The organism is Brucella grignonensis, assembly GCF_002252505.1.
GTDB lineage: Bacteria > Pseudomonadota > Alphaproteobacteria > Rhizobiales > Rhizobiaceae > Brucella > Brucella grignonensis.
On the sequence record NZ_NNRL01000115.1, the window covers coordinates 1 to 384 of the forward strand.

Here is a 384-nt window from a genome sequence, read left to right on the forward strand (position 1 = left end):
ATCTAGCATGGTTCCTGGCGGAGCGGCGCCGTGCGGATGAGGACGATGCCATGAAGACGGCGAGGGAGGTCAAGCAGCGGATCGCCATCGATCGAAGCCCCATCATTCCAGGCGGCGAAGAACCCCTGGCACGTCTTCACGCACGGGATCGTGAGGAAGAGAAACCGGAGCGGCAGGTTCGACCAGGAGAGGTTTTGATTCCCGGAAGGGACGTGCCCGATCTGAGCGACGCAGAGATCGGAACCAAGCTGCGGCAATCCACACGGTTGGAGCAAAAGCGTTCTGAAATCGAACGGCTTTCTCAGCTGGTCTATGGAAACGCCGCTGCCACATCGGCGACGGTCGAAGGCATTGATGGGGCTATGGCGGGCTCTGTCGCGGGAC

1 pseudogene is annotated in these 384 nt (G+C 60.9%); it reads left to right on the plus strand.

The features are described from left to right. Positions 1-50: 50 nt before the first annotated feature. A pseudogene (locus tag CEV33_RS01470) lies at positions 51-384 on the plus strand (BID domain-containing T4SS effector); the annotation flags it as partial.